This is a genomic window from Kitasatospora sp. NPDC001159, from assembly GCF_053598235.1.
Window position 1 is genome coordinate 33,584 of sequence record NZ_JBSFJV010000020.1, and the last position, 25,992, is coordinate 59,575.

General features: G+C 73.3%; 24 protein-coding genes and 5 pseudogenes. 13 read left to right on the plus strand and 16 right to left on the minus strand.

The features are described 5' to 3' along the window. Positions 1-40: 40 nt before the first annotated feature. Together ACWC9T_RS13155 and ACWC9T_RS13160 are read right to left on the minus strand one after the other, a co-directional pair. A complete protein-coding gene (locus tag ACWC9T_RS13155; RefSeq protein WP_449821126.1) occupies positions 41-706 on the minus strand; it encodes a ricin-type beta-trefoil lectin domain protein in 666 nt (221 codons plus the stop codon). A 650-nt stretch (positions 707-1,356) separates the two neighbouring features. Continuing rightward, positions 1,357-1,548, minus strand: coding sequence for a hypothetical protein (locus ACWC9T_RS13160; protein WP_449821127.1), 192 nt, complete (start codon positions 1,546-1,548; stop codon positions 1,357-1,359). Positions 1,549-1,634: 86 nt separating this feature from the next. On the opposite strand from ACWC9T_RS13160, the pseudogene ACWC9T_RS13165 reads away from it, so the two are divergent. After that, a pseudogene (locus tag ACWC9T_RS13165) lies at positions 1,635-1,796 on the plus strand (nitrate reductase); the annotation flags it as partial. A 295-nt stretch (positions 1,797-2,091) separates the two neighbouring features. Beyond that, the gene (locus ACWC9T_RS13170) at positions 2,092-2,637 is read left to right on the plus strand and encodes a hypothetical protein (RefSeq protein WP_449821128.1); all 546 of its coding nucleotides are present in this window, start codon (positions 2,092-2,094) and stop codon (positions 2,635-2,637) included. A 213-nt stretch (positions 2,638-2,850) separates the two neighbouring features. Here the strand turns inward: ACWC9T_RS13170 and ACWC9T_RS13175 are convergent, their stop codons facing one another. After that, a complete protein-coding gene (locus tag ACWC9T_RS13175; RefSeq protein WP_449821205.1) occupies positions 2,851-2,964 on the minus strand; it encodes a DUF397 domain-containing protein in 114 nt (37 codons plus the stop codon). A gap of 111 nt (positions 2,965-3,075) precedes the next feature. On the opposite strand from ACWC9T_RS13175, the pseudogene ACWC9T_RS13180 reads away from it, so the two are divergent. Both ACWC9T_RS13180 and ACWC9T_RS13185 read left to right on the plus strand, forming a co-directional pair. Next, positions 3,076-3,129, plus strand: a pseudogene (locus tag ACWC9T_RS13180) (hypothetical protein); the annotation flags it as partial. A gap of 223 nt (positions 3,130-3,352) precedes the next feature. After that, positions 3,353-3,664 (plus strand): annotated as a pseudogene (locus ACWC9T_RS13185) (hypothetical protein); the annotation flags it as partial. Here the strand turns inward: ACWC9T_RS13185 and ACWC9T_RS13190 are convergent. Next, positions 3,604-4,566: a hypothetical protein gene (locus tag ACWC9T_RS13190; protein ID WP_449821129.1), complete on the minus strand. Its 963-nt coding sequence runs from the start codon at positions 4,564-4,566 to the stop codon at positions 3,604-3,606. The pseudogene ACWC9T_RS13185 and the gene ACWC9T_RS13190 overlap by 61 nt on opposite strands. A gap of 234 nt (positions 4,567-4,800) precedes the next feature. Here ACWC9T_RS13190 and ACWC9T_RS13195 point away from each other — a divergent pair, with 234 nt between their 5' ends. Next, the gene (locus ACWC9T_RS13195; protein ID WP_449821130.1) at positions 4,801-7,545 is read left to right on the plus strand and encodes an ATP-binding protein; all 2,745 of its coding nucleotides are present in this window, start codon (positions 4,801-4,803) and stop codon (positions 7,543-7,545) included. A gap of 147 nt (positions 7,546-7,692) precedes the next feature. Then, on the plus strand, positions 7,693-8,796 hold the full coding sequence (locus ACWC9T_RS13200) for an NADH:flavin oxidoreductase/NADH oxidase (protein WP_449821131.1): 1,104 nt from the start codon (positions 7,693-7,695) through the stop codon (positions 8,794-8,796). Positions 8,797-9,144: 348 nt separating this feature from the next. Here ACWC9T_RS13200 and ACWC9T_RS13205 read toward each other — a convergent pair whose 3' ends face one another. Beyond that, complete coding sequence (locus ACWC9T_RS13205; RefSeq protein ID WP_449821133.1) at positions 9,145-10,179, minus strand: hypothetical protein; 1,035 nt, start codon at positions 10,177-10,179, stop codon at positions 9,145-9,147. Continuing rightward, the gene (locus tag ACWC9T_RS13210; RefSeq protein ID WP_449821134.1) at positions 10,176-11,042 is read right to left on the minus strand and encodes a hypothetical protein; all 867 of its coding nucleotides are present in this window, start codon (positions 11,040-11,042) and stop codon (positions 10,176-10,178) included. The genes ACWC9T_RS13205 and ACWC9T_RS13210 overlap by 4 nt, the downstream gene beginning before the upstream one ends. A gap of 109 nt (positions 11,043-11,151) precedes the next feature. Here ACWC9T_RS13210 and ACWC9T_RS13215 point away from each other — a divergent pair, with 109 nt between their 5' ends. After that, positions 11,152-12,420 (plus strand): RNA-guided endonuclease InsQ/TnpB family protein, encoded by a 1,269-nt coding sequence (locus ACWC9T_RS13215; protein WP_449821135.1) that lies wholly within the window; start codon positions 11,152-11,154, stop codon positions 12,418-12,420. Between the two features lie 33 nt (positions 12,421-12,453). Here ACWC9T_RS13215 and ACWC9T_RS13220 read toward each other — a convergent pair whose 3' ends face one another. The 3 genes from ACWC9T_RS13220 to ACWC9T_RS13230 all read right to left on the minus strand — a co-directional run bounded on the left by ACWC9T_RS13220 (position 12,454) and on the right by ACWC9T_RS13230 (position 15,827). Further along, entirely contained in the window at positions 12,454-13,176 is a 723-nt protein-coding gene (locus tag ACWC9T_RS13220) for a hypothetical protein (protein ID WP_449821136.1), read from the minus strand. Positions 13,177-13,388: 212 nt separating this feature from the next. Continuing rightward, the gene (locus tag ACWC9T_RS13225) at positions 13,389-14,222 is read right to left on the minus strand and encodes a hypothetical protein (protein ID WP_449821137.1); all 834 of its coding nucleotides are present in this window, start codon (positions 14,220-14,222) and stop codon (positions 13,389-13,391) included. Between the two features lie 555 nt (positions 14,223-14,777). Next, positions 14,778-15,827 (minus strand): zinc-binding alcohol dehydrogenase family protein, encoded by a 1,050-nt coding sequence (locus ACWC9T_RS13230; protein ID WP_449821138.1) that lies wholly within the window; start codon positions 15,825-15,827, stop codon positions 14,778-14,780. A gap of 120 nt (positions 15,828-15,947) precedes the next feature. Here ACWC9T_RS13230 and ACWC9T_RS13235 point away from each other — a divergent pair, with 120 nt between their 5' ends. After that, the gene (locus ACWC9T_RS13235; protein WP_449821139.1) at positions 15,948-16,361 is read left to right on the plus strand and encodes a winged helix-turn-helix transcriptional regulator; all 414 of its coding nucleotides are present in this window, start codon (positions 15,948-15,950) and stop codon (positions 16,359-16,361) included. A gap of 69 nt (positions 16,362-16,430) precedes the next feature. Here the strand turns inward: ACWC9T_RS13235 and ACWC9T_RS13240 are convergent, their stop codons facing one another. Next, complete coding sequence (locus ACWC9T_RS13240; protein ID WP_449821140.1) at positions 16,431-17,411, minus strand: helix-turn-helix domain-containing protein; 981 nt, start codon at positions 17,409-17,411, stop codon at positions 16,431-16,433. A 71-nt stretch (positions 17,412-17,482) separates the two neighbouring features. On the opposite strand from ACWC9T_RS13240, the gene ACWC9T_RS13245 reads away from it, so the two are divergent. After that, positions 17,483-17,815, plus strand: a complete 333-nt coding sequence (locus tag ACWC9T_RS13245; RefSeq protein ID WP_449821141.1) for a cupin domain-containing protein — start codon at positions 17,483-17,485, stop codon at positions 17,813-17,815. Positions 17,816-17,922: 107 nt separating this feature from the next. Here ACWC9T_RS13245 and ACWC9T_RS13250 read toward each other — a convergent pair whose 3' ends face one another. From ACWC9T_RS13250 to ACWC9T_RS13260, 3 genes are all read right to left on the minus strand, one after another. Next, complete coding sequence (locus ACWC9T_RS13250; protein WP_449821142.1) at positions 17,923-18,141, minus strand: hypothetical protein; 219 nt, start codon at positions 18,139-18,141, stop codon at positions 17,923-17,925. A 194-nt stretch (positions 18,142-18,335) separates the two neighbouring features. Continuing rightward, positions 18,336-18,773, minus strand: coding sequence for a hypothetical protein (locus ACWC9T_RS13255; protein ID WP_449821143.1), 438 nt, complete (start codon positions 18,771-18,773; stop codon positions 18,336-18,338). An 11-nt stretch (positions 18,774-18,784) separates the two neighbouring features. Further along, the gene (locus ACWC9T_RS13260) at positions 18,785-19,306 is read right to left on the minus strand and encodes a peptidylprolyl isomerase (protein WP_449821144.1); all 522 of its coding nucleotides are present in this window, start codon (positions 19,304-19,306) and stop codon (positions 18,785-18,787) included. Positions 19,307-19,350: 44 nt separating this feature from the next. On the opposite strand from ACWC9T_RS13260, the gene ACWC9T_RS13265 reads away from it, so the two are divergent. Further along, positions 19,351-19,842 (plus strand): hypothetical protein, encoded by a 492-nt coding sequence (locus ACWC9T_RS13265; RefSeq protein ID WP_449821145.1) that lies wholly within the window; start codon positions 19,351-19,353, stop codon positions 19,840-19,842. A 58-nt stretch (positions 19,843-19,900) separates the two neighbouring features. Here the strand turns inward: ACWC9T_RS13265 and ACWC9T_RS13270 are convergent, their stop codons facing one another. Next, positions 19,901-21,280 (minus strand): ALF repeat-containing protein, encoded by a 1,380-nt coding sequence (locus ACWC9T_RS13270; protein WP_449821146.1) that lies wholly within the window; start codon positions 21,278-21,280, stop codon positions 19,901-19,903. A gap of 152 nt (positions 21,281-21,432) precedes the next feature. On the opposite strand from ACWC9T_RS13270, the pseudogene ACWC9T_RS13275 reads away from it, so the two are divergent. Further along, positions 21,433-22,388, plus strand: a pseudogene (locus ACWC9T_RS13275) (NAD-dependent epimerase/dehydratase family protein). Between the two features lie 9 nt (positions 22,389-22,397). Here ACWC9T_RS13275 and ACWC9T_RS13280 read toward each other — a convergent pair. Beyond that, the gene (locus ACWC9T_RS13280; protein WP_449821147.1) at positions 22,398-22,727 is read right to left on the minus strand and encodes a DUF1330 domain-containing protein; all 330 of its coding nucleotides are present in this window, start codon (positions 22,725-22,727) and stop codon (positions 22,398-22,400) included. A gap of 205 nt (positions 22,728-22,932) precedes the next feature. On the opposite strand from ACWC9T_RS13280, the gene ACWC9T_RS13285 reads away from it, so the two are divergent. Beyond that, entirely contained in the window at positions 22,933-23,505 is a 573-nt protein-coding gene (locus ACWC9T_RS13285; RefSeq protein ID WP_449821148.1) for a hypothetical protein, read from the plus strand. A gap of 317 nt (positions 23,506-23,822) precedes the next feature. Then, positions 23,823-25,613: a glycoside hydrolase family 35 protein gene (locus tag ACWC9T_RS13290; RefSeq protein WP_449821149.1), complete on the plus strand. Its 1,791-nt coding sequence runs from the start codon at positions 23,823-23,825 to the stop codon at positions 25,611-25,613. Between the two features lie 95 nt (positions 25,614-25,708). Here ACWC9T_RS13290 and ACWC9T_RS13295 read toward each other — a convergent pair. Next, positions 25,709-25,972, minus strand: a pseudogene (locus ACWC9T_RS13295) (NUDIX domain-containing protein); the annotation flags it as partial. Positions 25,973-25,992: the final 20 nt, after the last annotated feature.

A 25,992-nucleotide genomic window follows, 5' to 3' on the forward strand; every position in this document is an offset into this window, starting at 1 on the left:
CTCCGGGGAGGCGGGCCCGCCGAAAGGCGCTCCACGAGCGTCAGGGAGTGAGGACCCACTTCTGGTTGTCCAGGCCGTTACAGTCCCAGATGCCCAGCTGGGTGCGGTTGGCGGTGTTGAAGCCGAGCTCGTCCAGGCACTTGCCGGTCAGCACGTTCTTCAGCGAGCCGTCGGGCTGCGGGACCCACTGCTCGCCCTGGCTGCCGACGCAGTCGTAGATCTCGACCTTGGTGCCGTTGGGGCTGTCGGGACTGCCCCACACCACGTTCAGACACTTGCCGAGGGCGCGCCCGGAGTTGTCCAGGCCCAGGGTCCACCACTGGGCGCCGGTGCCGTTGCAGTCGTAGATCTGCACCGGGGTGCCGATGTTGGTGCTGCCGTGGGCGATGTCCACGCAACTGCCGCCGTAGCCGACCAGACGGCCCTGCTTGCCCTGCATGCCGATGACGACCGGGCGGATGGTGTCGGTGGCGATGTCACCGGGACGGCAGACCGACGTGGACGTCCCGTCGCCGACCACGGTGTTACCGGCGACCCAGTAGGTGATCGGCTGGGTCTGGACGACGTAGAAGCAGACCGTCTCGACGTGCCAGACGGTGCCGGCCGGGACGTTGCCGCAGCTCGCGGTGGCTATCCCGGCACCTCGGCCGGTGGTGCAGTTGCCGGGGGGTGTCGGCCTGCGCGACGGACGGCAGGACGGCGACACCCACCAGGGCGAGCAGGGCGGTCAGTAACGCGGCGAAGGTTCGGCGCATGCGAGGGGACCCCTTCCGGTGGACACGGACCGACCGGGTGTGTGGAGTGCGTGGTCGGTGTCGCCCAGCGTGGGGGATGTGGTGATGGACCCGTCAACTGCCTTGCTTTGTACGGAACTTGTTCACGCCAGCTGATCGCGGCGGCCGCGTCAGCCGCGCCCGCCGGATACGAGCCCCTTGTGACCCATCGCCGGCACCAGCGACGCGCACGCCGAGCCCAGCACCGCCCCCGCGATGACGTCGCCGGGTAGTGCACCGTTCCAATCAAGTGATCAGGAGTGAGTCTTGGACTCGGGTCTGATCACTGCGTGCATCCCGAACGGTGGTGGATGCCCGACCGGTCGCCCCCGTTCTCGTGGTCCTCGTCCGGCTGCGCGCATCGTGCGCCCGGTCCGTGACGGGGCGGCGGGCCTCCTCACGCCCCCGGGCGCCCGATGAGGCCTGAACGGTCCGATGCCCACGACGATCGCTCCGGTCGCCGTGGGGCGGTGCCGTCCGTCGCCGGATCGGGTGCCCGAGGGCGCGTCGCCCGATCGCGATGCTCGCGGCATCGTGCGGCTGGGCTGACTGGGCGTCGTGAGCGGCTTCCGGTGCTGCGCCCTCATTGGGAGGTGTAGGCCGGGTCCACGGCGACGATGACCATGCCCAGCTCCGCGGCCATGGAGACGAGCCGGGCGCGGAGTTGGCCGGTGGGGATACCGGAGACGAACTGCCGGAACCGCTTCCTGCGGCCGTGTTTCTCGCGGGTGGTCTCGGCGGTGAAGTCCAGGTTCTCCAGACCGATCGCCCTCACCCCGCACCGCTTCGCCCAGTGCAGCAGTCGGGTGATGGCGTGGCGGAACTGCGCGTCGCGGTGGGTGGCAGTGCCGGTCAGGCGTCACCTTCAGCCTCAGCGGCATCACGCTGGGCACGCTGGTCGTCATCACCGGCTACCACGCGCTGCGGGCGCTGGCCCCGGCGCACCTCAAGACGCAGGAGCCGCTGCTGGACGAGGGTACCTCCTCGTACGACGAGCAGCGCGGGGACACCGGGGAGCCCGGGCCGCCACGCACCCCGCAGCGGCGGACGCTTGATCCGTTCGGGGGCAACGCCGTGCCCCCCTGCGAGCGATGGCTCCGGCATGGCGTGAACTCCCGCGCGCCATTCTTGGGGATCATCGACTTCATTCGAGTGTGCAGTCTGTGCCCGGCAGAAGGGCTGCGGCCTGATTCCATGAAACCTCCGAAGCCCACTGGAAGTCGATCGCAGTGAGATCGCACCGACGGTGAACCGGTCGGAGAACTTCCTTGGAACTGCCGGGCAGGCGTCGCACCCCTCCAAGGAAAGGGATTCACGAATGAAGTACGGTTTCAGACGCCTGTCCACGGTGACCGGAGCGGTGGTCGCCGGGATCCTCCTTGCCTCGCCCGCGGTCGCCCAGGGCGGCATGGACTCGACAGCTCGAACCAACTCCACCGCTCCCGGACTCCCGTCCGGGCACTCGGCGGACCGGCAGGGCGGCAACGGAGGCGGCGGTCACTACTGCGCCCGGGAACAGCGAGGCTTCAGCTCCGACGTCGTGGACTTCGGAACCTTCTCGGACACCGAGTTCCGCCTGGCTACGAGCCGCAAGGGCGAGGCTTTCCTCAACGACAGCCGGAACCCGGGAGTATGGGTGGACGTCGACGTCATCCCCGGTGCCCCGAAGTGTGTGATCGACACCAGCGTGTCCGCCACCGAGAGCGGCGCAAACATCCCCAACAAGCTCTTCCTCAACGTGGAGAGCGAGGAGGGGAAGATCTACGAGGCCGTCTGCAACATCACCGCGACGCCGTTCGACGCGTCGAACCTGGCGGCTGCCTGCGGCTCAGGGTTCACCCTGGTTCCGGGCACCCCGGTGTGATAACACTCCGCGCGCCGGTCCCGGTTCTCCCCCCGGGGCCGACGCACCTCAGGACCCAGGAGCCACTCCTGGACGCGGGCACCTCCTCCTACGACGAGCCGGCCGAGGGCGGGACGGGGCGCGGCACCCCGTAGACGCCCGTAGACCCGGGTAGACGCCCGTAGACCCGGACCGCAGTGGCTGCGGTCCGGGTCTACGGTTGCGAGCCTCGACTCAGACGTCGCCGAACTCGCCGCTGCGGGCAGCGGCGACGAACGACTCCCAGGCCTCGGACGGGAAGACGAGGGCCGGCCCCTGAGGATCCTTCGAGTCGCGGACAGGCGCCACGCCGGGAAAGTCCGCTGTTACCTCGACGCAAGTACCACCGTTGTTGCTGTAGGAGGACTTGAGTTCGGCCGGACCCTGATCAGGATCGGCCGGTTCGAGCCCACCAGCCAGGTGTGCTCCGCCTGCGGCGTCAAAGACGGCCCCAAATCCCTTCACGTCCGCACGTGGCAATGCCAGGCGTGCGGGGCGTGGCTGGACCGGGACGTGAACGCCGCCGTCAACATCGCCAAAGCCGCCGGACTGGCGGTGACAGCCTGTCGAGCGCAGGTAAGACCGGGACTCGTCCCGGCGCAGCGCGAAGAAGCAGGAACCCACCGAGACGGTCAGACGATCGTGGTAGGAATCTCCGGCCCCTCGACCGGAGAGCGGAAGTCAACCCAACGAGCTCTTCCCGACCGAAATCCGGGCCACCACCGTAGGCGTGGCCACCTCGGTGAGCCGGATCGGCGCGGCGGTCGGCACCTACCTCCTGCCGCTGTCGCTGTCCGGGCTCGGCACCGGGCCGACCATGCTCATCGCTGCCGGGACGACGGCGCTGGGGCTGCTGGTGTGCGTGCTGTGGGCCGAGGAGACGCTCGGGACGGCGCTGGGTGCCGCGCCGGCTTCCGCGCGTACGGCCAAGGCGGCGCCGCCGTCGGCTCACCAGAGGTCGGATTCCTTGACCAGGGCGGGGTCCAGGCGCTTCAGGGTGTGGAGGTAGGCCCTCCGCACGGGCAGCAGGGGGCGCCGGGGGTGGAGCGGGAGGGGGTCGTCGCGTTCGACGCCCGGGGGCAGCCCGCCGGTAACGGGCCTGAGCGGGCGCTCGTTGTGGAACGCCAGGTACGTCCAGAAGTCAGCGGCCAGCGGCACGGCCGCCACGCCCGGCGGCGTGGGCCAGGGCTCGCCGGTCTGGGGGTGGTACGGGACCACGGCGATGTCCGGGAGGGCGGCGGGCAGCGGCAGGCCCGGTCCGACCAGGACCGCACGGCGGGCCGGGCGGTCCGTCGGGGGCGTCAGCTCGCCGAGGAGCCTGCGGAAGGCATCCGCGAGCGGGCCGCCGGAGAAGGCGACGGGCGCGCCTTGCGCGGCGTGGACCAGGTGGGCCAGCGTCACGGAGGCCTCCGCCTCCCAGCGGATGCTCCACTCCCCGTCCGCCTCCAACGGCGCGGTGGCGCGCCACGGTGCGGTGAGTGACGCCCAGTCGGCGAGCGGACGGGCCGGGCCCGCGGGGACGGGGCGCACGGTGGCCGGCTTCAGCCAGGTGGCCTGCCACAGGGAGCAGTCGTCGATCCTGGTCGCCACCTTCCGACCGCAGCCGACGCAGGTGAGGTTCGGGCCGTACCGGCCGTCGATGCCGCAGCAGGCGCCGGGCTCACGCCGCTGGATCAGGGCGGTGCCGTGGGCGTCTCCGGGGGCGATCACGATCGAGAAGGACTCTCCGGCCGGGTCCTCATCGACGGCGTAGGTGCCCGATTCCATCAGGACGGGCATGGGGTGGCCGTTGCCGTAGGAGAGGCCGGCGTAGACGGGAAACGCGACCCGCGACACCGGCGCGGTCAGCGCCGTGCCGCACCGCCTGCACTCGAAGACCTCCACGCCCGCCCGCTCCCCCTCTGTCCGCACCGGCAGGCGAGTATCACGGTCCGGGTGGACGGGGGCCAACGGGTTTTCCAACGGGTTCTCCAACGGGTTCTCCAGGGCAGGTCGCCGCGCTCGCGCAGCAGCGGCAGGAGGTGGTCGCGCACCGCCCGGGTGGACGTGGGGCGGCTTTGTCAAGCCCGTACCGGAGCCGACCGATCAGCAGTAGCCTCGGCCCTCTGCAACGACGGCCCTGGCGGGGCGAATTGGAGGAGACGCGTGGCCGAGGGGAAGGCCGAGGGCGGCGACGAGGCCGGGAGAGAGGGCCCTGCGCTACACGAGCGCGAGGCCGAGATCCGGTCGGCCGCGCAGGCGATCGAGGCGCTCACCCGGCCCGACGCCGGGCTCGGGGAACTGCTGCTCTACACCGGCGCGGCCGGGCTGGGGAAGACCGCGGTGCTGACCGAGGTGCGGCGGGCGGCGAAGCGCGCGGGCTGCACGGTGCTGTTCGCCCGGGGCGGGCAGCGGCAGTGCCACGAGCCGTTCCACGTGGTGCGCCAGCTGGTGCGGCCGGTGTTGTCGGCCCTGTCCGACGCGGAGCGGGCGCAGGTCTTCGGGCCGTGGGAGGAGATCGTCGGTCCGGCGGCGGGACTGCGGCCACCCGGTGGGCAGCTCGATCCGCAGGGGGTGCGCGACGGGCTGGACTTCGTCCTCACCCGCCTCGTCCAGCTCCGCTCGCCGGTGGCGGTGATCGTGGACGACCTGCACTGGGCCGACCCGGAGTCGCTCGGCTGGTTGGCGGGCTTCGCGGTCCGCGCCCGGGAGCTGCCGGCCCTGCTGGTGCTCGCCTGCCGCGACGAGTTCCCCGACGACGCCCTGCCGCTGCAGCGCGGTCTCACCGACCGGGCCGACCGCAGACACGAACTGCGGCCGCTGCAGCCCTCCTCGGTCGCGCACCTGGTCCGCGCGGCCCTGGGCGCGCGGGCCGAGGACGCCTTCTGCCGCCACGTCTGGGCGGTCACCGCCGGGAACCCGTACGAAACCGCCGCCCTGCTGCGCGAGGTGGCCGACCAGCGGCTCGACCCGGTCGAGGAGAGCACCGGGCAGCTGCGCGAACTCGCGGCCACGGCACGGGGGATGACGCTGCGGCACTGGCTGGACCGGCTCGGTCCGACCGCGCTGCGCTTCGCCTGGGCGGCGTCGGTGCTGGACACCGACGTCCGGCCCGACCTCGCCGCCGCCATCTGCGCCCAGGGGCCGGAGACCGCCGCCCAGTCCATCCGGGAGCTGCGCCGGCACCAGGTGCTGACCGCCACACCGTCGGGCCGGCTGGAGTTCGTCCACCCGCTGGTCGCCACCTCGGTCTACCAGTCGATGTCGCCCGCCGCCCGGACCGGGATGCACGGAGTCGCCGCCGTCGAGGTCGAGAACGCCGGCCTCGGCCTGCTGGCGGCGTCCCGGCACCTGCTGGAGATCCTGCCCGAAGGGGACGGCGCCATCGTCGACAAGCTACGCCGGGCGGCCCGCGAGCACCTGGCCATCGGCGCGCCCGAAGCGGCGCAGCGGTGCCTGCGCCGTGCCATCAGTGAGCCGCCCGCCGATGAGGACAGGGCCCCGGTGCTCTACGAACTCGGCTGCTCGGCGTTGCTCACCGATCCGGCGACCACGGTCAACCAGTTGCGTCAGGCGCTCGCCGAGCCGTACGGGCTGGGCCCCGAGCTGCGGGTGGACGCGGTCTTCCGGCTCGCCCAGGCGCTCGCCCACAGCAACCGGCTCGGCGAGGCGGCCGCGCTGTGTGCCGAGGAGGCCGCGCGCACCCGGCCCGGTCCCGGGCGGCTTCGGCTGGAGGTCGCCCACTTCATGTTCGCCGCGTTCCAGTTCGAGGACGAGGACGGCCCGGGCCGCTCCCGGCGGCTCGCGGAGTTCGCCCGGATGCTGGGCACGGTCAGTCTGGCCTTCGCCGACGCCGTCGAGGACGGGGCGGCCCCGGGTGAGGCCGTGTTCGAGCACGACGGCCTGGCTCACGCGGTGGCCGTGCTGCGTTGTTGGGACCTCACGCTGCGCGGCGGCGACCGCGCGGAGGTGATCGCCCTGGCCGAGTCGGCGCTGCCGGGCGGCCGGCTGCCGCGCTGTCTCGGCTGGACCAACACCACCTGGGGCTTCGAGCTGCCCGGGGTCCTGGGCATCAGTTACCTGTACGCCGACCGGGTCGACCGGGCGGAGGAGCTGTTCACCGAGGCGGTGCGCGCCTACGAGGTGGCCGGGTGGAGCGGCGGCCATCTCGGCTTCGCCTACCTGCTGACCGGCATGCTCCGGTTCCGCTGCGGTGTCCTCACCGAGGCGGAGGACTACCTGCGCCGGGCTCTGCGCATCGCCGAGCGGATCGGCCCGGGCAGCCCGCTGCACTGGGACGCGGTCGGGGCGCTGGCCGAGACCCTGGCGGCGCGCGGCCGGCTGGACGAGGCCCTGGAGCTGGCGCGTGAGCACGCCTTCGGGCCGCCGTACCCGACGGTGATGGTGCTGCCGGACGCCTCCACGCTGTACGGCCGGCTGCTGCTGGCCCGGGGCGACGCGTCGGGGGCGGCCGAGGCGCTGGCCGCCGCGGGCGCGGCCCTGGACGCGCGCGGGTGGCGCAACACGGTGTGGGCGCCGTGGCTGGGGCACCTGGCCCGCGCGGTGGCCGTCGACCAGCCGGAGCGGGCCCGTGGCCTCGCTGAGGAGGCGGTCCGCCGGGCCCGGGAGTCCGGGACGGACTCGGCCGTCGGCAGCGCCCTGCGGCTCGGCGCCGCGGTGCACGGGCGGCCGCGCGCGGCCGACCTGCTGGCGGAGGCGGTCCGGCATCTGGAGCGTTCGCCCGCCCGCTACGAGCACGCGCTCGCCCTGGTGGACCTGGGGGAGGTGCTGGGCGCGGCCCCGGCGGCCGGGGCCGCGCTCACCCGGGGCCTGGAACTGGCCGTCCAGTGCGGCGCCGACGGCCTGGCCGCCCGGGCCCGCGGTCTCCTGCGCTTGGACGCCGCGGGCTGAGGCGGGCTGTGGCGGACCGGGCGGTGGGGCCGCGGGCGGGGAACTCTTGGATTTTATCGTCCCGTGCAACTATTGTGATGACATATAAAGCGCACCTGCAAGCGATTGCCGGGCGCCCCCGCCGCCGACCCCACCGGGAGTCCGACCATGAGCACCAACCTCTTCAGCCCGTACACCCTGCGGGAACTGACCATCCCCAACCGGGTCTGGATGCCGCCGATGTGCCAGTACAGCGCCGCGCCGACCGGCGAGGCCGCCGGAGTCCCGAACGACTGGCACTACACCCACCTCGCGGCGCGGGCCGCCGGCGGCACCGGACTGATCATCGTCGAGGCCACCGCGGTCAGCCCCGAGGGCCGCATCAGCCCGTACGACCTCGGCCTCTGGAACGACACCCAGGTCGAGGCCTTCCGCCGGATCACCTCCTTCCTCAAGGAGCAGGGCACCGTCCCCGCCGTCCAGCTCGGCCACGCCGGACGCAAGGCCTCCACCGAGCGGACCTGGGTGGACCGCGGTCGCGCCCTCGCCCCGGACGAGGAGCACGGCTGGCGGCCGCTCGCCCCCAGCGCCGCCGCCTTCTCCCCCGAGCACAGCACCCCGGACGAGCTGACGATCAATCAGATCAGCGAGATCGTACGGAAGTTCGGCGACGCCGCCCGGCGCGCGCTCGACGCCGGCTTCCAGGTCATCGAGCTCCACGGCGCGCATGGCTACCTGATCCACCAGTTCCTCTCCCCGCAGAGCAACCACCGCACCGACGCCTACGGCGGCACCTTCGAGGGCCGCATCCGCTTCGCCCTGGAGGTCGTCGACGCGGTGCGCGCGGTGTGGCCCGAGGAACTGCCGCTGTTCTTCCGCGTCTCCGCGACCGACTGGCTCACCGAGAACCCGCAGGACGGCCGCGAGGGCTGGACCTCGCAGGACACCGTCCGCCTCGCCAAGGAACTCCAGGCGCACGGCGTGGACCTGCTGGACGTCTCCACCGGCGGCCTCGTCCCCGACGCCCGGATCGAGGCCGTGCCCGGCTTCCAGGTGCCCTTCGCCGAGGCGGTACGCAACGAGGCCGGCCTGCCGGTCGCCGCCGTCGGCCTGATCACCGACCCCGCCCAGGCCCAGGACATCCTCACCTCCGGCCGCGCCGACGCCGTCCTGATCGGCCGCGAGCTGCTGCGCAACCCGTCCTGGGCCCGCCGCGCCGCCGCCGAGCTGGGCGGCGAGGTCCACTCCCCCGTCCAGTACCACCGCGCCTGACGCACCCGACGACCGCCGCGCCCGCTGGCACCCTGGGGGGTGGCGGCGGCCGCGGTGGGCCTGCTTCCGGTGTACTCATCTGTCGATTCCCTCATGTCTGTTGGCCCGGTTGTGCGGCGTGTGTGCAACGGGCGCGTGATCGTCGAGCCGGGACACGCCGGAATCGGCAAGGGAATCACCACGGGTTTGTCACCCTTTCCTCTTGGCGGGTTCCGGCCCCGGCGCGCCAAGTGGGGTACGGGCGGGGCGAGGTGGCACGCGGGCGGGGACAAACGGGGCCGGAGCCGCAACGCGAACCGCCCGCCGACAGGGCTGCCGGCGGGCGGGGCTGAGGAGACCGAGAGCCGGTCAGGCGAGCAGGTCGGACTGGAGGGTGACGACCTGACGGAACGCCGCGGTGGGGACGCCCTGGGGGTTGGTCATGGTGATGACGGCCACGACGTCGGAGGCGGACAGGTACGCCAGGCGGGTGGTCGGCGCCCCCTTGCCGGCGGTCTCCGGGGAGTCCTTGAGGGTCACGTCGACGCCGTCGACGGTGTCCCAGTCGTCGTGGGGGGCGGTCTTCGCGTCGGGCGCGGCCTTGGCCGGGCTGTCCGAGCGCAGGCTGGAGAAGGTGTCCCAGCCCTCCGCCGAGGAGCCGAAGCGCAGCAGCCGGATCTGGGTGCGGGTGCCGTCGGAGGCCGTCCACTCCCGGACGGTGGCCGCCCGGCACACGTTCTGCAGGAGCAGCACGCGCAGCTTGGCCGGGTCCTTCTGCTCGGCGAGGATCGCATCGCAGGGGACCCAGGAGGCCAGGGCCGTCCCGGCGGGCGCCGAAGGGGTGGCGGAGGCCGTGGGGGTCGGGCTCGCGCTCGCCGAGGGGGCGTCGGAGGCCGTGGCGGAGGACGACGCCGAGGGGGGCGCGGTGGGCACCGGGAAGACCGGCGCGGTCACGGAACCGCCCGCTTCCTTGGGCGCGGGCAGCAGCAGGTAGCGCAGGTCCGCGTAGTGGAGCGCCTTGCCCTTGGCGCCCGGCGTGGCCTTGCCCGAGGGCAGGGGCGGCAGGGTCAGGGGCGGGAAGGTGTAGCGGCCGTCGTTCGCGGTGGCCAGGCCGGGGATGTCGGTGCGCTCGGGGGTGGTGACGGCCATCGCGGCACCGGTGCCGGCGAGGGCGAACACCAGGACGGCGCAGCTCCAGCGCACGGCGGCCTTGCGGCGGCGGGTGCGCCGGGCGGCCTGCTCCTCGGGGGTCTCCTGGGTCTCGTGCGCCCCGGGGGTCTGCGCGGCCTCGGGGGTCGCGACGGCCTCCGCGGCCTCGGGGGTGACGGGGGCGGCCGGGCTCTCGGCCGGGGCCGGGGCGGTCGGGTCCGGCGCGGGCTGCGGGGCGGCGGGCTGGTCGGTCATACTGACGCTCCCGGGAGGGCGAGGCGGTCGAGCTGCATGGTGAAGAGGGCCACGATCTTGTCCTTGGGCAGCGGCGCCAAGCCCTCGGTCTCCATGATCACCAGGAGGTCGCCTTCGGCGGCCGAGCACTCCAGGTGGTCGATCGGCGCGGACGGCGGCGCCGGCATCAGGTAGCAGTGCGCCTCGGGGTGGCCGGGGATCTGCGGGCCGACGCGGAAGATGCCGGTGTCGCCGGTGAACACCGCGGTGTACTCGTTGATCTTCTGCACCTCCTGCTGGTTGAACTGGCGCAGCCGAAGCCCGATCACCAGGTCGTCCCCGCTGCTGCGGTAGGTCCGCACGCCGGTGCCCTTGACGTGCAGGCCCTCCCAGTAGGAGCGGAGCTGCTCGCGCTTGTCCTTGGGGATCTGCTGGAGTTCGGCCTCCAGCTCGCCGGCCAGCTGCCCGGTGCCGTACTCGGTGTCGTTGCCGTAGCCGCCCTGGTCCGGGCCGAGTTCGTAGCCGGCCGGGACGGGCAGCAGCAGGTCGCGCAGCGAGCCGAAGTGGCTGCCGTTGGACTTGGCGCCGAACGGCGTGGTACTCGCCGCCGGGGCTGGCGCGCCGGTGGGGCCGGTGGCGGTGGCCGGGGCGGGTTCGTCGTACTGGGTCTTGATGATGCCGATGCCGATCGCCACGCCCACCAGCGCCGCCGCGGCGGTCGCGGCGCCCGCGCGCAGCAGGCGGCGGGAGGCGGGGCGGGGCGGGGCGGGCTGCTGCTCGGGGCCAGGCGGCGCGACGGGAGGCGCGGCGGGAGGCGCGGCGGGCGGAGCCGGTTCGGGGGCGTCCGGGGCGGACGGGGTTCCGGTCACGGTGTCGTCGGTCATCAGATCTCTCGCGGATACCCCCGGCTTCAGCCGGGGGAGGGAACGAAGCTCCCGCGTAGCGGAGCAGGGCAAGCCAGACCGCTGCCAAGGCGGTATGGCGTCTCGGCAAGTGATCACCCGCAGATGGTCACAAGCTGACGGCGTATCATGTGAACCGGCAGCCACTCACGTGAAGCGGGCCTACAAGTTCCGCTTCTATCCGTCCGATGCACAGGCGGCAGAGCTCTCGCGCACGTTCGGGTGCGTGAGGAAGGTCTACAACCTGGCGTTGCAGGCTCGGACCGAGGCATGGTCGCTGCGCGGGGAACGCGTGAACTACAACGCCACGTCGGCGATGCTGACGGCGTGGAAGAGGACCGAGCAGCTGACGTTCCTCACCGAGGTCTCCTCGGTGCCGCTCCAGCAGACTCTCCGGCACCTGCAAGGGGCGTTCACCAACTTCTTCGCAAAGCGGGCGAAGTACCCCCGGTTCAAGTCGAAGAAGAAGTCTCGCGACTCGGCCGAGTACACCACGTCCGCGTTCCGCTTCCGAGGCGGACAGCTCACGCTGGCGAAGATGGCCGAGCCGCTGGACATCGCGTGGTCCAGACCCCTGCCCGAGGACATGAGTCCGTCCACGGTGACCGTCAGCCGGGACGGCGCGGGCCGCTGGTTCGTCTCGATGCTGTGCGAGGACCCCGGCGTCAAGCCCCTCCCCGCGCTCGACACGGCTGTAGGCATCGACGCCGGTATCGCCAGTCTGGTGACGCTCTCCACCGGGGAGAAGATCACCAACCCAAAGTCCGAACGCAAGGACCGGAAACGACTGGCCAAGGCCCAGCGGGAGCTGTCCCGCAAGGCCAAAGGCTCGAAGAACCGGGAGAAGGCCCGGGTCAAGGTGGCCCGCGTGCACGTGAAGATCGCCGACCGTCGCAGGGACTTCCTGCACAAGCTCACCACTCGACTCGTCCGCGAAAACCAAGTGGTCGTGATCGAGGACCTGACCGTCCGCAACATGCTCAAGAACCGGAAGCTGTCCCGAGTCATCTCGGACGCCTCCTGGAGCAAGCTGCGGACCATGCTGGAGTACAAGTGCGCCTGGTACGGCCGAGACCTGGTGGCCATCGACCGGTGGTTCCCCAGCTCCAAGCTGTGCTCGGCCTGCGGAACCATCCGCGACAAGATGCCCCTGAACGTCCGCGAGTGGGCGTGCGACTGCGGAGCAGTCCACGACCGGGACGTGAACGCGGCACGCAACATCCTGGCCGCCGGACTGGCGGTTGCAGCCTGTGGAGACGGTGTAAGACCTCAACGGAGCACTCCGGGCGGGCGGTCGTCGGTGAAGCAGGAAGTCGTCCCACCGCAGCGCACACGCGCAGCGGCTCAGCCGCGAGGCTGAGGGGAATCCCCCGGCTTCGGCCGGGGGAGGAAGTCAAACCAGCCGCTCCCATTGCTGCTTCGCAAGGTCCTTGAGGGCCCCGGAGTCCACCTGCTTGGGGCTGAAAATCTCCACGGTCATCTGCACCGTGCCGCGTTTGGCGGTGGCGAAGCCGTAGTAGTACTGATCGTTGCTGTCGGACCAGCGCATGGGCACGTCGTACACCGTGTAGCCGCTGTTGGCGCCGTCGGCGAAGGGCTCCGCGCGGCGGGACTTCGCCTCGTCGGAGTGGTCGGGCGTGTACTGGGTGAGCAGGACGCGGTACCTGATGTCGTCCTTCTTCCAGTCCACCTCGACCGCGCGCCGGAAGCCGCTGGAGATCAGGCCCTTGAACTCGGCCTCCGGCCTGCTGCCGTGCTCGGCGAGGTCCCCGGCCGACATCCAGCTCGGCTTGTCCGGCAGCTCGCCCCAGGGGCCGCTGCCCTCCGGGGCGCTGATCAGCAGCTTGCGCAGGTCGCCGTCGATGGCCGGCGGCGCGGGCTGCTCGGCGGCGAAGGCGGTCGGGTCGACCACCTGGGCCGGGTAGGACGGGTGGGCGACCTGCAGCTTCGGCAGCGGCGTGGGCGGGCGCTGGGCCTGGATCGCGTAGCCGACGCCGCCGCCGGCCAGGGCGCCCAGCACCAGGGCGCAGGTGGACAGCAGCACCGGGCGGGGGCGGCGCGGGGCACGCGGCGCGGCCTCGGGGGCAGCCGACGGCAGGTCGGGGTCGGCGGTCAACTCACCTGCGGAGGGCGGTGTTTGTGGCTGCGGAGGAACGGGCTGCGCAGGAACGGGCTGCGCAGGCGGCTCGGGCTGCGCAGCCGGTTCGGGCTGCGCCGGCGGGACGGCCGGCGCGGGCGAGGCGGCGGCCGGCGGCTGCGCGGGTTCGGTGGTCACGGAAGTAGCTCCAGAGGAGGAGGAAGGGGTGGCGTCAGTGGGCGGGCGCGGGCTCAGCCGCCGGAGGCGAGCCACTCGCGCTGGCGCTTCATCAGGTCGTTCAGCAGCGCCTTGTCCGGCGTGCCCTTCACCTCGACGTCGATGGTGTACTGGACGTCGCCCTGGCTGCCGATGCCGGTCATCGAGCCGGTGAACGCCTCGTTCTTGGGCTTCTTCCGGAAGCCGTGGGCGTTCGGGTCGCCGTCGATGTCGATCGGCTCCTGCGACTTGATGTTGTAGAACTTGACGAACCTGCTGGCGATGTCGGCGGAGCCGAGGTGCAGCAGGGTGACGGTCACTTCGGCCTTGCCGTCGGCCGTCCGGTAGGTACGGAGGGCACCGTCCTTGTAGCCGAGGTCCTTGAGGAGGGTGTCGATGTCGTCCGGCTTGCCGAACATCGCGGAGACCTCGTCGTGGGTCATCGCCATCCCGTCCGCGGGCCCGTACGACTCGCCGCCGTCGGGGATCGGGAGCAGGAAGTAGCGCAGGTCGCCCTCGTGCGTGGAGCCGTTGACCGTGCCCTTGACGGTGCTGGCGGGCTTGGGCTCGGTCGGGACTGCGGTCGGCACCGGGACCGGCACGGCGGAGGGCGTGGCACTCGCACTCGCCGAAGCGGTGGTGACCGGGGCGGGCGCGGCGGCGGCCGGGCGGGTGTCCGGCTTGCCGACCGCGACGGTCACCGCGGCGCTGGCCGCCGTGACGGCGAGCAGCCCGGCGGTGGCCAGCGCGACGCCGACGGCGCGCGGCAGGCGACGCGGGGCGGGACCGGGCGCGGCAACAGCCTCGGGCTCCGCGGCCGGCTTCGGCGGCGGATCAGCGAAAGCGCTCTCGTTTTCGGGCGCGGACAAAGGACTCCCCCAGGGGAAAAGTGGATTTCGCACGCGGACCACTCTCGGATTCCGCTCCCCTGCGGCTCTCCGGACCGTCCGTCACGTGTCTCAGCAGGCATTATGAGAGTCCGATGACACCGGTGCCAACAAATTCAATCGCCGCACTCCCACCCAATGACCACAAACCAGACACGCCGTGATCCAAACGCAACCCGGTGCGCGAGGAAGAGGCCGGGTGACCTTCGCGAGCGAACCGGTTCACCGCCCGGGCGACGGCGGTAGGGTGACCGGCGGCTGACCGGGAGCCGGGGCACGGTGCCGGTCGCGGCGGGCTGACGGCCCGCCGCCTCACCATGCCCCTGCGCGGCGGCCCGGGCGGGACGGCCGCGGCGGCCCCGACGCCGAGCGCCGTGGCGCCGAGCACCGCGGCGTCGAGCCACGCGAGCACGGCCGGGGCCTGCCGGTGCGCCGGGTAGGCGCCGCCCAGCGGGAGTCCGGCAAGCAGGGCCGTCACCGCTGCGCCGGCCGCGGCGAGGAGCGCTCCGGTCTGGCCCGGGCGCCGCTCCCCCGCGGTCAGAAGCCCGTGAGGGTGGTCTTGCCGACGGCCGTGCCCGACTCCTGGAGGCGGTGGCCCTCGCGAAGGTTGGCAGCGTTGACCGGGCCGAGGTCCCGGGTGGCGGTGGTGGCCAGGACGCCCGCGTCCACCAGGTGGGCGACACGGGTGAGGATGCGGTGCTGAGCGGCCCGGTCAGCGGTGCGGTACATCGAGCGGGTGTACATGAACTCCCAGTGAAAGGAGATGCTCTTGGTCTTGAGCGCGCCGATCGGCAGGGAGTCGAAGTCGTCGACGGCCACGACCGCGCCGAACGGGTTCAGGGCCTCGGCATAGGCGGCGAGGTTGCGGTCGGTGGCGGCGGTGCTGAAGACGTGGTCGAGGCCGTTCGGCGCGACCTCCGCGAGTTGGGGGCCGAGCGGCGCGCTGTGGTCGATCACGTGGTGGGCGCCCATCCGGCGGGCGTAGGCGGCCGACTCCGGGCGGGAGGCGGTGCCGATGACGGTCAGTCCGGTGAGGGCGCGGGCCAGCTGGGTCACGACGGAGCCGACGCCGCCCGCGGCGGCGGTCACCAGCAGGGTGCCGGCCTGGGCGGGGTCCCCGGTGCGCAGGCCCAGGCGCTCGAAGAGGCCCTCCCAGGCGGTGAGCGAGGTCAGCGGGAGGGCCGCCGCCTCGGTGAAGGACAGGGAGGACGGCTTGCGGCCGACCAGGCGCTCGTCCACCGCGTGGTAGCGGGAGTTGGCGCCGGGGCGCTCCAGGGCGCCGGCGTAGTAGACCTCGTCGCCGACCTCGAAGAGCTCCACCTGCGCGCCGACGGCGACCACGGTGCCGGCCGCGTCCCAGCCCAGCACCCTCGGCTCGCCGCCCGGGTCGGCGTTCTGGCGGACCTTGTAGTCCACGGGGTTGAGCGCCACGGCCTCCACCCGCACCAGCAGGTCGTGCGGACCGGGCTCGGGGACGGGCAGTTCGAGGTCGACCAGGCTCTCCGGGTGGTCGATCGGCAGGCTCCTGCGGTAGGCGACGGCGGGCATCGCCGCCGGGATCGGTGTCGTCGCCGGGATCGGGTTCATGGAGGTCTCCTCACCGGGGGTTCGGGGCGGCCCGGCGGGATCCGGGCACGTCGGCGACGGTATGGGAAAGGTAGTGGTTACCCGCAAGGGCTATTGATACCCAACGGGTACTATCGGCCCGTGACCGAGACCGTACCGAAGAGCGCGACGAAGACCGCGACCAAGGCCGTACCGAAGCACGCGGCCGACTCCTGCACCGACCCCAAGTCCGTCTACGCCGCGGCCTGCCCCTGCCGCGACATGCTCGACCTGCTGGCCAACAAGTGGAGCGCCCTCGCCCTGGGCGCCCTGGAGGACGGCCCGCGGCGCTTCGGCGCGCTGCGCACCCGCCTGCAGGGCGTCAGCCCCAAGGTCCTCACCCAGACCCTGCGCCGGCTGGAGGACCACGGCCTGGTCCACCGGGAGATCCACGCCGAGGTCCCCCCACGGGTCGAGTACAGCCTCACCGCGCTGGGCGCGGACGCCTGCATCCCGCTCGCGCACCTGCGCACCTGGGTGGAGCTCAACATCGAGCGCTTCCCCGAACCCGCGTGAACCGAACCCGCCCGGACCGGTCCCAGTCCGCGGGCGGGACGGGGGTGGCGCGCGGCGCGGCGTCGGGGGCTAGTCGGTGCGGGCGGCGCCGAAGGTGCGGCGGTAGGCGCCGGGGGTGGTGCCGAGCGCGGTGTGGAAGCGGCGGCGCAGGTTGACGGCGGAGGCCAGGCCGACCCGTACGGCCACGGCCTCCACCGGCAGGTCGGTCTGCTCCAACAGCGCCCTGGCGGCGTCGATGCGCCGGGCCAGCAGCCACTGGCCGGGGCTGGTGCCGAGCTGCTCGGTGAAGCGCCGGGCCAGGGTGCGCCCGGAGAGCCCGGCGCGGGCGGCCAGGTCCTCCAGGGTCAGCCGCTCCCCCAGGTGCTCCTCGGCCCATTCCAGCAGCGGGGCCAGCGACTCGTCCGCCCGCGCGGGTGCCGGGACGGCGGCGTACTGCAGCTGGCTGCCCTCGCGGTGCGGGGGCAGCACCATGTGCCGGGCGACCTGGGCGGCGTAGGCGGCGCCGTGGTCGCGGCGCAGCAGGTGCAGGCACAGGTCGATGCCCGCGCCGGACCCGGCGCTGGTGGCGACGTCGCCGTGGTCGACGTACAGCACGTCCCGATCAACCGTCAGGGCCGGGTACTCGGCGGCGAGTTGGGCGGTGCGGCCCCAGTGGGTGGTGGCGCGGCGCCCGTCCAGCAGTCCGGCCTGGGCCAGGACGAAGGCGCCGGTGCAGATGGACACGATCCGGGCGCCCCGGGCGTGGGCCGCGCGCAGCGCGTCCAGGACGGGCGGCGACACCGGGGAGCCGGGCGGCTGCCAGCCGGGGACGACCACGGTGTCGGCCCGCTCCAGCGCCTCCAGGCCCGCGTCGACCAGCAGCGCGACGCCGAGGGTGGTCGGCACCGGGCCGGGGGTGCGGGTGCACAGGGCGAAGTCGTAGTGGGAGGGCAGTCCGGCCCGTTCGGTGCCGAAGGCCTCGGCGGCGCAGGCGAGTTCGAACGGCGACTGGGGCGCGCCGAGCAGGGCCACCACCCGGTGGCGGGCCGCGTTCGCGACAGAGGCGTCCATGGCAGGAATGTACCCGATGATGTCTTTCTGGACTCTGGAGCGGCGGGGGCGGCGGCGGCCACAGTGGGGGCATGAGCGAGAACTACGGGAACGACGCGCCGAAGACGACGCTGCTGGCCGACGACGTGGAACCGGTCGAGGTCGGGCCGGGGATCGTGCGGCGGCGGCTGACCGCCACCGGGTACGCCCGCGGCTGGCTGATCGACTTCGCGCCGGGCAGCGAGTGGCCGGAGGTGGACGTGCACCACACCGAGGAGCGCTACTACGTGCTCAGCGGCGAGGTGATCGAGGGGGACGAGCGGCACCCGACGGGCAGCTACGTGGTCTTCGCTCCGGGCAGCCGCCACCGGCCGCGCACCGAGACCGGCGCGCGGATGCTCGGGATCACCATCTCCGCCGCCTGACGGACCGCCGGGGGCGGGGCCTGAACGGGGCGCGGGGCGATGCGCCCCGCGGCCCCGTCCGTGTGACGCCGCGCCGCAACGGGCCGGCCGCCCCGCCCGCATGCCCGTCAGAGCCAGCCCTTGCGGGCCGCCTGGACGCCCGCCTGGAAGCGGGTGGTGGCGCCGAGGTGGGCGAGGAGGGTGGAGACGCGGCGGACCACGCTGCGCCGGCCCACGCCGAGGCGGCGGGCGATGGCGTCGTCGGTGGCGCCGCTGGCCATCAGGGTGAGGATGCGGCGGTCGCGTTCGTCGATGCGCAGGTCGACGCCGGCGATGGTGGCCGGCACGGCCAGGCGCCACAGGGTCTCGAAGACGGCGGCCGGGGCGTGCAGCAGGTCGGAGGGGCGGATCAGCAGCGAGACGACGCCGTCGCGGTCGTCGGCGGGCAGGGTGACGATGGCCAGGTCGTCGTCGCCGAGGGCGAGTTTGAGCGGCAGCTCGTCCAGGGTGCGGGCCCCCGACGCTCACCATCTGACGACTGTCAGGCCCGCTGCCGCCGCCCGCGCTTGACCGGGCGGCGGCCCGACGGCTGCCCGTCCACCGGCATTCCCAGCCGCACGAGCACCTCGCGCACGGCCAGTCGCCCCGCCTTGCGGTAGGAGCGCTCACTGGTGTCGATGTCGTGCACGACGGTATGGTGCACGACCAGCGCCAACGCTACCGGGACACCCGGCAGTTGCTCGGCCAGCTCCTCGCGGACGCCGGCCACCAGCGCCGCGTGGTAGCGGGCGAGGTCCTCCGGCGCCGGGTCGCCGCGCACGGTGGCGCCGGCGGCGACCTCCAGATGCACACCCTCCTCCCACGGCTCGAAGTCCACGGTGGCGTCCGCGAGGTCGCCGCAGGCCGACTGGAACACATAGCGCGCCCGCACACCGCGCACGGGGCGGGGTGGGAAGGCCGTCATCGGCTCGGGTTCCATCACTGCTCCGGTCAGGCCTGGGCGATCTCGACCGAGGTGATGACCACGTCCTCGACCGGGCGGTCGTCCTCGGTGGGCGTGGCGGCGATGGCGTCCACCACGGCCTTGGAGGCGGCGTCGGCGACCTGGCCGAAGATGGTGTGGCGGCGGTTGAGGTGGGTGGGGGTGCCCACCGTGATGAAGAACTGCGAACCGTTGGTGCCCGGGCCGGAGTTGGCCATCGCGAGCAAGTAGGGCTTGGTGAAGAACAGCTCCGGGTGGAACTCGTCCGCGAAGGCGTAGCCCGGACCGCCGGTGCCGGTGCCGGTCGGGTCGCCGCCCTGGATCATGAAGCCGGCGATCACCCGATGGAAGAGCGTGCCGTCGTAGTACGGGCCGCTGCCCGGCTCACCGGTGCGCGGGTCGGTGTACTCCTTGGTGCCCTCGGCGAGTTCGACGAAGTTGCGGACCGTCTTCGGCGCGTGGAACGGGAACAGTTCCAGCCGGATGGGGCCGGCCGTGGTGTGCAGGGTGGCGAACCGGGCAGTGGCCACGGGTGACTCCTCGGGTCAATTCAGTCGATCATCAGGGCTTTCGGGTGGGCATCCTGGCACAGTGGGAGGTTCGCGGCCGAACCGGGTGGGCCGGAAGGGCGGCCAACTGTTGTCAGTTTCATCAGCGCCTGCGCCGCCTGTCCCGCACCGTCTCCCGGCGTACCGGGCCCGACCGCCGCACCGGCCGGCAGCCCTCGAAGCGATGGCTGCGCGCCAACGACCAGCGCAACAAGGTCCACCACCGCATCGCCAACCTGCGAGGCGTGACGGACGAGCAGCGGCTGCGGCGCGTGTTCACGGCGGCGCTGGCCGACGCCCTGGCCGGGAACGGCGTGCCGACCTGCCTGGGCCTGGACGCGGAGACCGAGGACGCGCTGTGGGTGGTGTACGACGCGCACCCGCGGGCGCCGGAGGAGCTGGTGGCGCCGGCTCGGCTCGCCTTCGAGAGGCAGTTGGACGGCGCCAACGCGGCGCGCCAGCGCGAGCGGATCGCCCGGTGGTTCGCCGGGCGGGGCGACGGCCGCGAGGGCGGCTGAGCGGTGCGCTTCCCCGGCCATCGCCGTGACGGCGGCGACGGCCGGGGAGGTACGGGTGTCAGCTCTCGGTGGAGCGGCGGCGGGAGATCGCGACCAGCGCGGCCCCGGCCGCCAGGGCAGCGGCGGCGGCGCCGGCCTCCCAGCCGAGCCCGTCGGTGCCGGTGGCGGCGAGCGTGCCGGTGCCGGCGGTGGTGGTGGCGCCTGTGATGGTGCCGGTGGTGCCGGAGCCGGTGGTGCCGGAGCCGGTGGTGCCGGAGCCGGTGGTGGTGGTGCCGGTGGTGGTGGTCTCGGTCAGGGCGGCCGGCTGGGCGGTCTGCGGCTGCTGGGCTCCCTGGTCCGGCTGCCCCGCGGGCTTGTCAGCGGGCTTGTCGGCCGGCTTGTCGGCGGGCTTGTTCGCGGCGGCGTCGTCCAGGTCGCGGGCCTTGGCCCAGCCCTCGTTGAGGAAGGCCAGGATGTCGGCGTCGCTACCGTCCATCGCCTTGCCCGCCGCCTCGCGCACGGCCGGGCCGCCGGCGGCCATGATCTGGGAGACCTTCACCCGGTTGTCGTCGGAGCGCAGCTTGGGCAACTCGACGTACAGGAAGTGGGCGACGTCGGCCGGGGTGCCGTTGAGCGCCTTCTGGGCGGCCTCGACGGTGTGCCGGCCGGTGTTCTTGTCTGCCAGGATGACCAGCACCGCGACGCGGTCGTCCTCGGCCTGGGCGGCGGGCCAGCCCTCCTTGAGGAACTTGGTGATGTCCGCGTCGCTGCCGTCCATCGCCTTGATGGCCCCCTCGCGCACGGCGCGGCCGCCGGAGGAGATGAGCTGGGCGACCTTCACCCGGTTGTCGATGGCGCGCTGCTGGGGCAGCTCGCTCTTTAGGAAGTGCCGCATCTCGGCGGCGGTGCCCTTGAGGGCCTTCTCGCCGGCCTCGCGCACCCCGCGACCCGTCTCCTTGTCCGCGAGGATCCGCTGGATCTCGGCGCGGTCGTCGTCCTCGGCCTTGGCGGCGGGCCAGTCCTCCTTGAGAAACTTCTCGATGGCCGCCGTGCCGCTGTCCAGCGCCTTGCCGGCCGCCGCGCGCACGGCCGGGCCACCGGCGACCATGATCTGGGACAGCTTCACCCGGATGTCGTCGCCGTGCAGCTTGGCCAGGTCGATCTCCAGGAAGTGCCGCATCTCGGCCGCGGTGCCCTTGAGGGCCTTCTCGGCGCCCTCGCGCACCCCGGGCCCGGTCTCCTTGTCGGCCAGGATCCGCTGGATCTCGGCGCGGTCGCGCTGCTCCTGACCGTCGGTACCCTCGGTGGGGGTGGCGTCCGGCGCGGAACCCGAGGCGGTGTCAGGGCCGGAGACCCCGGTCGGCTGGGGGGCGTCGGCAGCCGAGGCCGCCGAGGGGAACAGAACGGCGGGGGCCAGGACGGCGGCCGCGACGACGGCGGACACCCGGGGCAGCTTCATGCAGCGGAACCTGTCTTCATCTGTGAAGGGATCATGAATGCCCCACAGCATAGATCCTTATTTACTCTTGCCATACCAATTATTTGTCCGGGCCGCCAGACCCCGCCCGATCGCGTGTCCCGCCTGGTCAAGCACGCCGCTAGGGTGGGCGGGTGAGCTTCCATCTGGTCGTCGGACACGGGCCCGCCGGGGCCGCCACCGCCCGCCTGCTGGCCGAACAGGGCCACGAGGTCCGGGTCGCCACCCGTACCGGCCGCCCCGCCGGGCAGGCCGCCGAGGGCGTCGAACACCTCGCCCTGGACGCGAGCGACCCCGCGCGGCTGGCCCAGGCCGCCCGCGGCGCCGCCGCGATCTACGGCTGCGCCGCGCCCCCGCTGCCGCAGTGGACCGAGCGCTGGCCCGCCCTCAGCTCCGCGCTGTGCGCGGCGGCCGAGGACAGCGGCGCGGTGCTGGTCATGCTCGGCAACCTCTACGGCTACGGCCCGGTCGACCGTCCGATGACCGAGGGCTTGCCGCTCGCCGCGACCGGCCCCAAGGGCCGGGTACGGGCGGCTTCCTGGGAGCAGGCACGGGCGCTGCACGAGGCCGGGCGGATCCGGGCCGTGGAGGGCGGGCCTCCGACTTCTTCGGACCGGGCGTCACCGACGGCGGCCACCTGGCCGCCCGGGCGATGCCGGCCCTGCTGAAGGACCGTCCGGTCGCGGTGCTCGGCGACCCGGACACCCCGCACAGCTGGACCTACCTGCCGGACGTGGCCCGCGCGCTGGTCGAGATCGCGGGCGAGGAACGCGCCTGGGGCCGGGCCTGGCACGTGCCCACCGCCCCCGCTCTGCCGGTGCGCGCGATGGTCGAGCGCCTGGCCGCCGAGGCCGGCACCGGCCCGGTCGCGGTGCGCCGACTGTCCCCCGTCCTGCTGGGCGTAGCGGTCCTGTTCTCCCCGCTGCTGCGCGAACTGCGGGAGGTCCGCTACCAGTTCGACCGCCCGTTCGTCATGGACACCTCCGCGTACGAGGCGGAGTTCACCGTCCGGGCCACGCCGCTGGAGGAGCAGCTCGCGGCGACGGTCGGGTGGTGGCGCGAGCGGCTGGAGCAGCCTGCGGGACGGTAGACGACGGGCTCAGCGCTCCTTGAGACTCTGCTCGCCGCGGTAGCCGGCCGGCACGCCCTCGGCGATGATCACGTCGGCGACCATGTGGCGGGTGCGCAGCTCCAGGATGTCCCGGTAGGCGGGCGAGTCGTACCAGGCGCGGGCCCGCTCGTAGTCGGGGAACTCGATCAGGATGAGCCCGAGCTGGCCCCAACTGCCCTCCAGGGTCTCGAACTTGCCGCCGTGGACGATGAAGCGGCCGCCGAAGGCGTCGAGGGTGGCGTCGATGCGCTGCAGGTACTCGACGATGTCGGGGCAGAAGTCGGCGGAGTGGACCTGGGCGAGGGCGTAGGCGGTCATGGCTGCTCCCAAGGTGTCGGGGGTGTGGCTGACGTCTACGACGCTACGGGGCGGCGGGGGTCGGGCGAATCCGTCACGGATCAGTAGGGGGTGCGGAGGTACCGGCCTTGATGGTTCGTGTACAGCGCAGCTCAAACGCGTGATCGATACGGATGGGGTGGGGCGGGTGCCGGAGAGAGCCGGGAACGAGCCTGAGGACGGCAGAGTGACGCGGCGTCGGCGGACCGTCGCCGTCGCGGCCGGGGCGTGCGTCCTCGGCGCGGCCGGCATCGGCGGGGCGCTGCTGCTCACCGGCTCGCCGGGCACGGCCGCCCCGGCGGCGCCGAACGCGGCGGCCACGGCCAGCCCCTCCCCCGCCGCACCCTCTCCCTCCGCCGCCTCCTCCGCCTCCCCGTCGGCCGAGACGCCGACGACCGCACCTGCGCCGGTTCCCACCGAGACGCCCACGGTCGCGCCTGCGGCGGACGAGACCGAGGCCGCGCCCGAGCCCACCGCCACCCACGAGGCCCCGGCCCCCCAGCCGACCCCGGCCCGCCCCCGCCCCACGGCCACCCAGGCCTCCGCCGCCCCTGCGCCGAAGCAACCGTCGGCGAAGCAGCCCCCCGCCAAGGAACCCGCCGCCAAGCCGCCCCCCGACTGGACCGTCCCGCCCAGGCCGCCCCTGCCCCCACTGCCGCCCATCCCCGCCTCCTGCCCGCGCGGCCAGATCGCCTCCTGGGACGGCTGCCACCCCCTCGGCCCGGTCATCACCCTCGGCCCCACCACCCCGACCGGCTGAGCGTCTGCGCCGCCGCGGGCCACTCGCTCAAGCGCGATGGAGGAGACCCGCGCCACCCGCACCCGCCGCACGGCGAGGGGCGGGCAGGTGGCGCAACCCTCCCCCGCCGGCACGGCGAGGAGCAAGCGCGAGACCGCACTCAGGACACCGAAGCGCAACTCACGCTCTGTTGACACCGTGACGGACCTCGCGGGCCGTCACGCCCGGATTGCTGATATCCGCCTATGGAATCAGCAACGGAACCGATGACCAGGAGTAGCGCCGCTCGCTAGGCTCGGGCGGTGCCGGAGGTCTCCTGAGGGAAGGCGGGGCTGCGCATGCTGGGGTTCGACGGGACCGGGTTCCTGCGGGACGGACTGCCGCACCGGGTGGTCGCCGGGGCGGTGCACTACTTCCGGGTGCATCCCGGGCTGTGGGAGGACCGGCTGCGGCGGGTGCGGGCGCTGGGTGTGAACACGGTGGACACGTACGTGCCGTGGAACTTCCACGAGCTGCGGGCCGGGCAGGTGGACTTCACCGGGTGGCGCGATGTGGGCCGGTTCGTGCGCCTGGCCGGGGAGTTGGGGCTGGACGTCATCCTGCGGCCGGGCCCCTACATCTGCGCGGAGTGGGAGTTCGGCGGGCTGCCGGCCCGGCTGCTGGCGGTGGAGGGGCTGCGGCTGCGGTGCGCGGACCCGGCGTACCTGGCCGAGGTGGACGGCTGGTTCGACGCGCTGGCGCCCGAAGTGCTGCCGCTGCTGGCCAGCCGGGGCGGGCCGGTGGTGGCGGTGCAGGTGGAGAACGAGTACGGCAGTTACGGCAACGACGCCGCCTACCTGCTCCACCTGCGCGACGGCCTGGTGCGGCGCGGGGTGGACTGCCTGCTGTTCACCACCGACGGCGCCCACGACCTCATGCAGCAGGGCGGCGGGATCCCCGGGCACCTGGCGACCGCGACCTTCGGCTCGCGCGCCCCCGAGCGCCTCGCGCTGCTGCGCCGTCACCAGGCGGATGGACCGCTGGCGGCGATGGAGTTCTGGATCGGCTGGTTCGACCAGTGGGGCCGCCCGCACCACGTGCGCGACCCCAAGGAGACCGCCGCCTCGCTGGACGAGCTGCTGGCCACCGGCGCGTCCGTGAACCTCTACATGGCGCACGGCGGCACCAGCTTCGGCCTGTGGTCCGGCGCCAACCACGCCGGCGCCCACCCGTACGACGCCGGGTACGAGCCGACCGTCACCAGCTACGACTACGACGCGCCGATCGGCGAGGCGGGCGAGCTGACCGACAAGTTCCACGCGCTGCGCGAGGTCATCGGCCGCTACGTTGGCCTGCCGGACGGCGAACTGCCGCCCGAGCCGCCGAGGGTGGCCCCGCAGCGACTGGAGCACGCCGAGGGCCGGGCGGCCCTGCTGGCGGGCCTGGACGCGCTGTCGCAGCCGGTGGAGCGCGCCGCGCCGCTGCCGATGGAGGCCCTCGGGCAGGACCGCGGCCTGATCCACTACCGCACCCGCGTGCCCGGCCCGCGCCCCGAACTGCCGCTGCGCATCGACGGGTTGGCCGACCGCGCGCACGTGTTCGCCGACGGGCGCCCGCTCGGCACGCTGGACCGCAACGCCCCCGGCGCCACACTGGCCCTGGCCACCGGGGAGGACGGGGTCCAACTGGACATCCTGGTCGAGGCGCTGGGCCGGGTGAACTACGGGCCGCAGATGGACGACCGCAAGGGCATCACCCGAGGCGTCTCGCACGGGCACCAGCGGCTGTTCGGCTGGCAGATCCGGCCGCTGCCGCTGACCGACCTGTCCGCGCTGCGCTTCTCGGGCAAGGTCGAGGCGGTGGACGGGCAGCCGGTGTTCCACCGCTTCACGGCACAACTGGACTCCCCCGCCGACGCGTTCGTCGCCCTGCCCGGCTGGGGGCGCGGACTGCTGTGGGTCAACGGCTTCCTGCTCGGCCGCTACCGGGCGGAGGGGCCGCAGCGTACCCTCTACGCCCCGGCGCCGCTGTGGCACGCCGGGGACAATGAGGTGGTCGTGCTCGAACTCGAACTCCACGGTGAGGCGGTGGAGTTGCGCGACCAGCCTGACCTGGGCCCGACCACGGCGGCCCCCAGTGCCGAGTACTGAGCGGCGCCCCGGCCAGTCCCACCAGAAGTACCAGTGCGGGGAGTCGACCAGCTGCTCGGCGTATCGCGGACGGTGCCGCCGTCGAAGACGAAGGTGAGGCGTTTCAGGTAGCGGCCAGCGGGGGTGAAGTCGACCGCGACGCAGTCGGTGAGGCGCAGGTGGAGGCCGGTCTCGGCGTGGAGGTGCCGGGCGGCGGCGCGGTGCGGGGGCTCGTTGGGGCGGGCGGCGCCGCCAGGGAGGATCAGGCCGTCCATGTAGTCCGGGTCGACGAGCAGGACGTGGCCGCGCCGGTTGCGCACGAGGACGAGACAGCCGAGCCGGGTCACGGGCGGCTCGGCGAGCAGGCGGGGGTCGCGCATCGGGCGGTTCACTTTCTCAG

What these genes read in the sequence shown, in the direction of transcription:
- ACWC9T_RS13230 (WP_449821138.1), bottom strand. Translation starts at nt 15,827, where the DNA reads ATGAACCCGATCCCGGCGACGACACCGATCCCGGCGGCGATGCCCGCC.
- ACWC9T_RS13205 (WP_449821133.1), bottom strand. Translation starts at nt 10,179, where the DNA reads ATGACCGACCAGCCCGCCGCCCCGCAGCCCGCGCCGGACCCGACCGCC.
- ACWC9T_RS13170 (WP_449821128.1), top strand. Translation starts at nt 2,092, where the DNA reads ATGAAGTACGGTTTCAGACGCCTGTCCACGGTGACCGGAGCGGTGGTC.
- ACWC9T_RS13200 (WP_449821131.1), top strand. Translation starts at nt 7,693, where the DNA reads ATGAGCACCAACCTCTTCAGCCCGTACACCCTGCGGGAACTGACCATC.
- ACWC9T_RS13280 (WP_449821147.1), bottom strand. Translation starts at nt 22,727, where the DNA reads ATGACCGCCTACGCCCTCGCCCAGGTCCACTCCGCCGACTTCTGCCCC.
- ACWC9T_RS13290 (WP_449821149.1), top strand. Translation starts at nt 23,823, where the DNA reads ATGCTGGGGTTCGACGGGACCGGGTTCCTGCGGGACGGACTGCCGCAC.
- ACWC9T_RS13245 (WP_449821141.1), top strand. Translation starts at nt 17,483, where the DNA reads ATGAGCGAGAACTACGGGAACGACGCGCCGAAGACGACGCTGCTGGCC.
- ACWC9T_RS13210 (WP_449821134.1), bottom strand. Translation starts at nt 11,042, where the DNA reads ATGACCGACGACACCGTGACCGGAACCCCGTCCGCCCCGGACGCCCCC.
- ACWC9T_RS13240 (WP_449821140.1), bottom strand. Translation starts at nt 17,411, where the DNA reads ATGGACGCCTCTGTCGCGAACGCGGCCCGCCACCGGGTGGTGGCCCTG.
- ACWC9T_RS13270 (WP_449821146.1), bottom strand. Translation starts at nt 21,280, where the DNA reads ATGAAGCTGCCCCGGGTGTCCGCCGTCGTCGCGGCCGCCGTCCTGGCC.
- ACWC9T_RS13255 (WP_449821143.1), bottom strand. Translation starts at nt 18,773, where the DNA reads ATGGAACCCGAGCCGATGACGGCCTTCCCACCCCGCCCCGTGCGCGGT.